The organism is Myxococcus vastator (assembly GCF_010894475.1).
In the GTDB taxonomy this organism is placed as follows: domain Bacteria; phylum Myxococcota; class Myxococcia; order Myxococcales; family Myxococcaceae; genus Myxococcus; species Myxococcus vastator.
Genome location: NZ_JAAIYB010000358.1, coordinates 1 through 8,900, shown reverse-complemented (window position 1 = coordinate 8,900; position 8,900 = coordinate 1). Strand labels below are relative to the sequence as shown.

Genomic DNA, 8,900 nt, shown 5'->3' with positions numbered 1-8,900 from the left:
CCTCACGCCGGTTTTCCTCCAGCACGGTGCGCAGCTCCTCCGCGTCACGCTCACGCCGCAACGCCAGGTCCAGGCCGGTGCGCATGAGGGCCAGCGGCGTGCGCAGCTCGTGCGCGGCGCGCGCGATGAGGCGCTCCTGCGCTTCACGCGCCGCGCGCACGCGCACCGCGGACTCGGTCAGCGCCAGGCGCACCTCCCTGATTTCGTCCCGGGGCTCATCCACGGGCACGGGTGCCACCATGCCTCCGTCGCGCGAGCGAGCCACCTGGTCCGCGATGCCATGAAGCCGTCGCGCGAGCCCCCTCGCCTGCCAGCCCTGGATGCCAATCAGCACCCCGCCCAGGAGCAGCGCCAGTACGGTGGCGACGGTGGTGAAGGTGCCCACCGCCTGGTCCACCGTCCCCAGGGACGCCACCAACTGCAGGACATGGGGCACGCCCTCCGGCGAGCGCACCTGCACCGTCAGCACGCGCAGCCGCAGGCCCGTGCCCAGACGCTGCGTCTCCAGCCGGGACGTGGGCCCGTCCTCGGGCAGCACGCGTTCATGGACGGTGGGTGATTCGGGCGGGAAGACGGAGAGCAGCGTCCCATCCGGTCCGTAGAGCCGGGTCGCGGGGACGAAGGCACGCACCTCGCCCGCCAATGGGGAGGGCTCCACGTGCAGATGCGGGCGCCCATCCGGAGCGTCGAAGAGGCTCACGCTCTCCGCCGCGGCTTGCGACAGCAAGGCTTCGTCCAGGGTCCGCTCGAGCACCACGCGGAACACCTGGACAGCGACGCCCAGCGCGGCGACCACCGCCACCATGGGCACCACCGCGCCCCACAGCCACAACCGGCGGACCAACCTCACCGCGCGCCCTCAATCACCAACCGGAAGCCCACCCCACGCACCGCCTGGATGGTGACGCCTTCCGCGCCCACCTCGGTCAGCTTCGCGCGCACGTAGCCCACGTAGACATCCACGATGTTGGGAGGCCCATCGAAGGTGGGGCCCCACACCTTCGCCAGCAAGCTGGACCGGGTGTGGACCTCGCCCGCGCGCGAGGCCAGCTCCCCCAGCAGGGCGAACTCGCGGCCCGTCAAGGCCACCTCCCGGCCGCCACACGTCAGCATCCGCCGCCGGGCATCGAGGTGGAGGGGCCCTCCGCCCCAGGATTGCGTCTGGCCCTCGGAGCGGCGGTGCAGCGCCTCCAGGCGCGCGAGCAGCTCCTCGAAGGCAAAGGGCTTCACCAGGTAGTCATCCGCGCCCGCGCGCAGGCCCGTCACCCGCTCACCCACCGTGCCGCGGGCGGTGAGCATCAGCACTGGCGTCATCAACCCGCGTTCGCGCCAGCGCCGCAGCAGCGCCACGCCGTCCATGCCGGGCAGGGCCCAGTCGAGGATGATGGCGTCGTAGGCCACCTCGCCAGCCTGGTCGAGCGCGTCCTCCGCCGTGCGGCAGGTGTCCACGAGGTGGCCCTCTTCTCCGAGCCCCCGCCGGAGCAGGTTCGCCATCCGCTCCTCGTCTTCCACCAGCAGCAGCCTCACGGCACCCGCCTCCGTCGCCCCATCATGCACGCGCCCGCGCGCGCGTCCCACCCGCGAACCACGGGTAGAGCGTGGGGAGGATGACCAGGGTCAGCAGCGTGGAGGTGACGAGCCCGCCCACCACCACCGTGGCCAGGGGCCGCTGCACCTCGGCCCCCACCCCACGCGCGAGCATCATCGGGATGAAGCCCAGCGCCGCCACCAGCGCCGTCATCAGCACGGGCCGGGCCCGCTCGCGTGCCGCCATCACCACCGCCTCCCCGGGAGCATGGCCGTCCGCTTCCAGCCCCTGCTCGCGCGACATCAGCACGACGCCGTTGAGCACCGCGATGCCGGACAGCGCGATGAAGCCCACCGCGGCGGAGATGGACACGGGCAGGTCCCGAGCCGCCAGCGCCATCATCCCGCCCACGCACGCGAAGGGGACGTTGGCGAAGATGGCCACCGCGGGACGCATGCGGCGGAAGGCGAACAGCAGCACGGCGAAGATGAGGAGGGCCACGGCGGGGAGCACCAGGGAAAGCCTTTGCCGTGCCTCCGTCAAGGTCTCGTACTGGCCGCCCCACTCGAGCCGATAGCCATCAGGCGGAGCGAGCGCCTGCTCCACGCGGCGCCGCGCCCGCTCCACCACCGTCCCCAGGTCCGCGCCTCTCACGTTGAAGCCCACCACCAGCCGGCGCTGCCCCCCTTCCCGGCTCACCAGCCCAGGCGAGGACGTCAACCGCACGTCCGCCACGCGGGAGAGCGGCACCAGGCCGCCCGCCTCCGTGGGGAGGGGCAACTCGGCCAGGGAGAAGGCCTCGGTCGCGCCCGTCAACCGCAGGACGATGGGCACGCGCACCGACCCATCCCAGGTGGCGCCCACCTCCACGCCGCTGCGCACCGCGCTCACCGCCTCCAGCACGTCCACCGCGCCCAGCCCCGCGCGGGCCGAATCCAGCGGACGAGGCGTCACCTCGAAGAGCGGCACCTCCGGCGGCGCGAGCACCCGCACGTCCACCGCCCCCGGCTCCTGGCTCAGCAGCGCCGCGGCCCGGCGTGCCAGGCGCCCGAGCTCGGCCAGGTCCTCGCCGTAGATGCTGAGCGCCACGTCCGTCACCGCGCCGCCGAGCAGCTCGTTGAAGCGCATCTGGATGGGCTGCGTGAAGGAAGGGTCTCCGCCTGGGACCCGGGCTTCCAGCACCTGCCCCATCTCCTCGATGAGCGACTCACGGGTGAGCCCGGGCCGCCACGCCTCCCTCGGCGCCAACGACACGAAGACGTCCGCCATCTCCAGGCCCATGATGTCGGTGGCCACCGCGGGGCTGCCCACGCGCGAGACGACCTGGCGCACCTCCGGAATCGCTTCGAGCAGGACGCGCTCCATCCGGCCCGCTTCGCTCACCGCGGCGTCCAGGCTGATGTCGGGAACCCGCGTCGTCTGAATCACCAGGTCGCCTTCATCCAGCTGCGGCGTGAACTCCGTGCCCGCGCGAGCGAAGCTCCACCCTCCCACGCCCAGCAGGAACACGGCCACGGCGGCCACGGGCACGCGCCGGCGCACGCTCTGTCCCAACAGCGGGACGTAGAGACGCTCGAACCAGCGAACCAGCAGCGGCTCCCGCGCGGGGACGTGCTCGGGGCGAATCAGCCAGCTCGCGGCGGCGGGGATGAAGGTCAGCGACAGGAGCAGCGCGGTGGCCAGGGCGAAGACGACCGTCATCGCCATGGGCCGGAACATCTTCCCGTCCACGCCTCTCAGCGACAGGATGGGCAGGTACACGAGCAGGATGATGAGCACGGAGAAGAAGACGGGGCGGGCCAGGGACACGGCCGTCTCCTCGACGTGCTCGCGAGGCGGGCGCTGCTTCTCCTCCGGTGACAGGTGCGCCAGCCGGTGGAACAGGCCCTCCACCATCACCACCGCGCCATCCACCAGCAAGCCGAAGTCGATGGCCCCCAGGCTCATCAGGTTGCCGGGGATGTCCAGCGCCACCATGGCGGCTGTCGCGCCCAGCATGGACAACGGAATGGCCGAAGCGACGAGCAGGCCCGCGCGCACGCTGCCGAGCAACAGGAAGAGGACACCCACGACGAGCAGGCCGCCCTCCAGCAGGTTCTTGCCCACGGTGCGCACCGTTCCCCGCACCAACGTGGCGCGGTCGTAGACGACGTCCAGCCGCACGTCCTCGGGCAGCAGCGCTCGCACCTCGGGAAGCGCGCTGGAGATGGCGCTCGTCACGGCGAGCGCATTGGCATCCCGGAGCATCTGCACCATGACGTAGACCGTCTCGCCGCGGCCGTTGGAGGTGGCGCTGCCGATGCGGGGCAGTGCGCCTTCGGCGACCTCGGCCACGTCGCCCAGGCGCACGGCCATGGCCCCGGGCCGCGGAATCAACGCCTCCGACAGGTCGGCCGGCGTCCGAGGTCGCGCCACGGCGCGAATCAGGACGTGGCGCTCTCCCACCGGAAGGCTCGCGCCCGGAGCGCTGCCGGTGGCGCGCTCCAGCGCGTCACGCAGCTGCGCGAGCGTCACGCCCCGCTGAGCCAGCCGCACCGCGTCCGCGCGCACCTCCAGCGTGCGCTGGTGGCCTCCCCAGCTGTTGACCTCCACCACGCCCGGCACCGAACGCAGGCGGGGCGCCACGCGAAACTGCGTCAGCTCGAGCAACTGCGCGCCCGTGCGCTCCGGCGAGGACAACGTGAAGTGGAACACCTCACCCAACCCACCGGTGAGGGGCCCCAGCTCCGGCGCATCCACCCCCGGGGGCAGCGTGGAGCCGAGCACGTTGAGGCGCTCCTGCACCTGCTGCCGGGCCCGGTACGGGTCCACGTCGTCCGCGAACACGGCGGTGACGGAGGAGAGGCCGTAGCGCGACAGGCTGCGCTGCTCCTCGAGTCCGGGCATGCCGCCCAGGGCCACCTCCACCGGCCGCGTCACCAGCCGCTCCACCTCCTCGGGCGTCAGGCCGGGCGCGCGCGTGAGGACGAGCACCTGGTTGGTGGTGATGTCCGGCATCGCGTCCAGCTCCAGCCGGAGCGACACCGCCACGCCCGCCAGCGCGAGCACGCCCGTGAGGGCCAGGACCCAGACCCGGTGGCGCACCGACCACCGCACGAGGGCTTCAATCACGGCGTCACCTCATCACCGGCGCCGGCCTGAGCATCCAACAGCAGCGCCGCGCCGTCAGCGGCGACCGCGTCCCGGGCGGACAGCCCCCCCTTCACCAGGGCCTCCGCGCCGGAGGTGGCCAGCACCTCCACCTCCCGGCGCACGGCCTGCCCCTCACCGCCGCGCGTGAAGACGACCGTGCGCGCGCTGTCGAAGGCCAGGGCGCGCGCGGGCACCAGCACCGTGTCCTCGCCCGCCGCGGCCTGGATGCGCAGCCGGCCCCCCTGCCCCGCGCGCAGCACGGTGGCGGTGTCCTCCGGCTCGAACCACGCGCGCCACGTCCCATCCGCCGCGTCGACGACGGGAGACTGGCCCACCCACCGCACCGGAACGGCGAGGCCCAGGGACGACACGAAGGCGAAGCTGGCGCCCTCGGGGGGACGCGCGGACAGGCGGGCCTCCAGGCGCGAGGGACCGTCGGCGGCCACCCGCAGCAGGGCGGCGCTGGCCTCGGGCTGCATCTCCCCCAGCACCGCGCGCACCTCGGTGACGATTCCGCCGATGGGACTCTTGAGCCAGACGGTGCCGCGCTCCGCCACGCCCCGTGCCTCCCCGGGGGAGATGCCCGCCACGCGGAGCACCGCATGCGCCGCGACCAGGGCGGCGCGGGCCTCGGCCTGTTGCGTCTGGGCGTCGGCCAGGTCGGGCAGCTTCGCCAGGCCCTGGGCATGCAACGCCTCCAGGCGCTCCACCTGCCGCGAATAGGCCTCCAGCCGCAACGAGGCGGCGCTGGCGGCCCCCGCCGCCTCCACCACCTCCGGCATCAGCACCTCCACCAGCGGGGCTCCCGCCTTGACCTGCTGGCCCGGCCGCGCGCGGACCTGCTGCACACGGGCGCGGAACGGCGCGGAGAGCACCGCGACGGCCTCCGGGCTGGACAGCACCAGCGCGGGGGCCTCCGCCAGGGCGACGCGAGACGCCGCGCGCACGGGCACCCACGCAGAGGACGCGGAGGCGCGCGCAGGGGGCGGCGTGGGCGGAACCTCCGGGGTGGAGGAACCGGACGTGCACGCCCCGGACAGGACGAACATCGGCACAGCGACGAGACTCCGGACGAAGGGCGTCATGGCAGGGCGGAGAGCAGGAGGTGGAGCCGCGCGGCGGCGAGCGAGGCTTCGCCGCGTGCGAGCGCGAGCCGGATGTTGGCGGCGGCCCGGGCGCGGCGGGCGCGCAGGACGTCGGGCAGCGTGCGCTGGCCCGCGCGCAGCAACACGTCGGCCAGCCGCACCGCCTCTTCGGCCTTGGGCACCAGGGTCTTCTCGACGACGGAGAGTTGCGCGGCGGTGTGCTCGCGCTCATGGAACGCCAGGGCCAGCTCCGCGGCGGCGCGCAGCGCGGCTTCCTGGGCCTCGCCCTCCAGGCGTTCAGCGGCGGCGAGGAGCGCGCCACGCTCACGCTGGCCAGCGTCGAACAGCGGCGGCGTCACGCCCACCATCAGCAGGCCGCTGAGTCCGCCGTAGTACTCGCGCACGCCCTGCGCGCCCACCGTCACCTGCCAGCCTCGCGCGGCCCGGACCTCCGCCGCGCGGGCCCGCTCCGCCGCGCCCAGCAGCCGCCGGGCCTCCGCCTCTGGAAGCTCGGAGGCGCGCGCCAGCCACCGCGCTTCTTCGGAAGGCGGCGGCAAGGCCACCTCCGGCAGGGCCTCCGCGACCACCAGGTGCGCATCGGGCCGACGGCCCACCAGCACCGCCAACGACAGCCGCGCGTGCGTCACCTCCGCTTCGCGCGCCAGGAGCGCCAGCTGGGCCTCGGCCTCGAACCCCTCCGCCTCGACCAGCTCCAACCGGGTGGCGCCGCCCAGCGCCAGCGCCTCCGCAACGGAGGTGCGCAGCGCACCCGCCAACGTCGCCTCCTGCTCGGCCGTCGCAGCGGCCTGCTGGGCCGACCAGAGCGTGAGCCAGGCCCGCGCCACCTCCAGCCGGCGGTTCAGCAGCGCGGCCACGGCTTCGCGCTCCTGCGCCCGGGTCTCCGCGCTCGCCGCGGCGCGCTGGGCCCCCGCCAGGTTCGACAGGAAGAGCGGCTGCTCCACTGACACCGTCAGCTCGAAGCCCGGACCGTCGGGCTGGGCGCGCCGCCCCGGCACCACGCTGAGCGTGGGGTTGGCGGCGAGCCACGGCAGCCGCGCGTCCCACACACGCCGCGTCTCCACGGCGCGCGTCAGGCTCGCGGGCAACGCGGCCTTCGCGGCCAGCGCCTGGGACTCTGCGAAGGTGAGTGGAGGGGCCTCTTGCGCCGCTGCCGCGGCGAGGAGCGTGACGAGAAAGGGCCACATGCCGCGCACCCTAAGGAGGGCGCGCGCGTGCCGGTTGAGGGCATCCTGAGAGAATTCTCAGAGAAGCCCTATCGAGTGTGGCTCTTGCGCGGCGCCGCCGCCTGTCTGCACGCCACCAGCAGCATCACGGTGAACGTGGACACCAGCACGACGACCTCTTCCCAGTCCGCCAGCGGGTCCTCGTTCTCGTTGAGCAGCGCCAGGCTGAGCAGGCACAGCACCAGGTGCACGGAGAACACCGGCAGGGACGCGCGGCCCAGCGCCTCCAGCACGCGGGGACGCAGCCAGCGGAACAGCTTGGGGCTCAGCCAGCTCGCCAGCAGCGCTACGGCCAGGAAGTTCACCAGCCGCACGGGCGCCAGCGTCCACTTGTCGATGAGGGCGCCATACAGGTCCAGGTCGATGCGGAAGATGCCCACCTGGTAGCGCATCAGCAGCAACGCCACGCTCACCACCAGCGCCCCGCTGAGCAGCACGGGCGAAACGGCCTCGCGCTGCTCCGGCGCCGTGGCACGGCCCACGCCCAGCCACACGCCCAGCACCCACAGGAACTGCCAGGCGAAGACGTCGAAGGCCCCTGACAGCTCGATGCGCAGCGGCGGCCACGGCAGCACCGGAATGAACACCAGCAAGTCGTAGAGCGAGCGCTTCAAGCCCAGCTGCGCCGACAACCACACCAGCCCGCTCAGACACAGGATGCGCGTCCACCCGCCCTTGCGCGCGCCCAGCAGGATGAAGGGCGTCAGCAACAGCAGCACGACGTAGAGCGGGAGGATGTCGAGCAGCGGCGGACAGTAGAGCAGGAACAGGCTGCTCCACAGCGCGGTGACGGGGTCCTCGTGGAAGAAGCCCAGCAGGTTGTGGATGGCGGGACGGTGCGTCGCCATGCCCAACGTCCCGATGACCGCGAACGCGAAGGCCAGCAGCGCCACGTGGTAGCCGTAGACCTTGAGCGCCCGCTGCCAGAGGCTGCGCCACAGCACGTTCGGGTCCGCCACTTCGAGCTTGTTGGCGTACACCACGCCCACGAGGAACGCGGACAGGAAGACGAAGCCCTCGGCCGCGGAGACGAAGCCGAAGGGCTGGTTGCTGATCGTGTTCAGCCGCGTCGGCAGGTGCGTCAGTGTCATCAACACGAGCAGGATGCCGCGCAGGCTGTCGAATTCGGGTCTGCGATTCATGGGGACGAAGGTCGGCTTGAAGGGCGCTTGGGGCAGGCGGGCCGTTGAGGATGCCCTCAACGGCGGATTCCACACCGTCCATAGCCCATTCCGCCAGGTCGGGCCCAGCGCCCCCCGCTGCTCAGCCCAGTGAGTCGAGCAGGACCTTCACCGCGTCACGCGCCGGGCCCGAGGACGTGTCCACCACCGTCTTCAACATGCCCTTCGCCTGCCCCAGGGTCGCGGGCTCCACCTCTTCCAGCGCGGACAGCGCGGCCCCTTGCAGCTCCGGCGCATCCACCGAGGAGAGCTGGGTCCGCAGCAGCGACAGGGCCGGCTGCGCGGGCGCCCCCAGCCGCAGCAGCGCCACCGCGGCGCAGGCGGCCACGGAGGGGTTCGCATCCTGGAGGTGCCCCGCCACGGCCTCCTGCGCGGCGGGCGACGCGGGGCCGGTGAGCCCCAGCAGCGAGAGGGCCTCCACGCGAATGGCGGGCTCCGCTTCCTTCAGTGCGCGGCGCAGCGCCTCATGAAGGTCGGGGAGCGCGGGCAGCGCCCCACCCTTGCGGCGCGCGTCCTCCACCAGGCTCCGCAGCGACGTCAGGGCCAGGTAGAGCCGCGTGCCCTCCGCGGCCCGCGCCTCCTCCAGCAACGCGGGCGTGGCGACCTCGGGAGCCAGTGACGCCAGCGCGCCGAGCGACTCCAACGCCGCGCCCGCCACGTCCTCCTCCGCCTTCAACAAGGGCACCAGTCGCGGCAGCAGGGGCACCGCGGCCTCCCCAATCCGCCCCAC

General features: G+C 73.2%; 6 protein-coding genes and 1 pseudogene. All 7 read right to left on the bottom strand.

Annotated elements, in window-relative coordinates; translation table 11 throughout:
- On the bottom strand, positions 1-850 hold an 850-nt coding region (locus tag G4D87_RS28000; RefSeq protein WP_275902306.1), incomplete at its 3' end, for a histidine kinase dimerization/phospho-acceptor domain-containing protein.
- Positions 847-1,527 carry a response regulator transcription factor gene (locus G4D87_RS27995; RefSeq protein WP_176409790.1) on the bottom strand — a complete coding sequence of 227 codons (681 nt, stop codon included), beginning with the start codon at positions 1,525-1,527 and terminating at the stop codon, positions 847-849. The genes G4D87_RS28000 and G4D87_RS27995, both read right to left, overlap by 4 nt.
- 22 nt (positions 1,528-1,549) lie before the next feature.
- On the bottom strand, positions 1,550-4,639 hold the full coding sequence (locus tag G4D87_RS27990) for an efflux RND transporter permease subunit (protein ID WP_163785723.1): 3,090 nt from the start codon (positions 4,637-4,639) through the stop codon (positions 1,550-1,552).
- Positions 4,636-5,745: an efflux RND transporter periplasmic adaptor subunit gene (locus G4D87_RS27985; protein WP_163785721.1), complete on the bottom strand. Its 1,110-nt coding sequence runs from the start codon at positions 5,743-5,745 to the stop codon at positions 4,636-4,638. Before G4D87_RS27985 ends, G4D87_RS27990 begins: the two co-directional genes overlap by 4 nt.
- On the bottom strand, positions 5,742-6,950 hold the full coding sequence (locus tag G4D87_RS27980; protein WP_240358671.1) for a TolC family protein: 1,209 nt from the start codon (positions 6,948-6,950) through the stop codon (positions 5,742-5,744). The genes G4D87_RS27985 and G4D87_RS27980 overlap by 4 nt, the downstream gene beginning before the upstream one ends.
- Positions 6,951-7,018: 68 nt before the next feature.
- Complete coding sequence (gene opgC / locus G4D87_RS27975) at positions 7,019-8,131, bottom strand: OpgC domain-containing protein (RefSeq protein ID WP_205507753.1); 1,113 nt, start codon at positions 8,129-8,131, stop codon at positions 7,019-7,021.
- A gap of 121 nt (positions 8,132-8,252) precedes the next feature.
- A pseudogene (locus G4D87_RS27970) lies at positions 8,253-8,900 on the bottom strand (HEAT repeat domain-containing protein); the annotation flags it as partial.

What these genes read in the sequence shown, in the direction of transcription:
- G4D87_RS27985 (WP_163785721.1), bottom strand. Translation starts at nt 5,745, where the DNA reads ATGACGCCCTTCGTCCGGAGTCTCGTCGCTGTGCCGATGTTCGTCCTG.
- G4D87_RS27980 (WP_240358671.1), bottom strand. Translation starts at nt 6,950, where the DNA reads ATGTGGCCCTTTCTCGTCACGCTCCTCGCCGCGGCAGCGGCGCAAGAG.
- opgC (WP_205507753.1), bottom strand. Translation starts at nt 8,131, where the DNA reads ATGAATCGCAGACCCGAATTCGACAGCCTGCGCGGCATCCTGCTCGTG.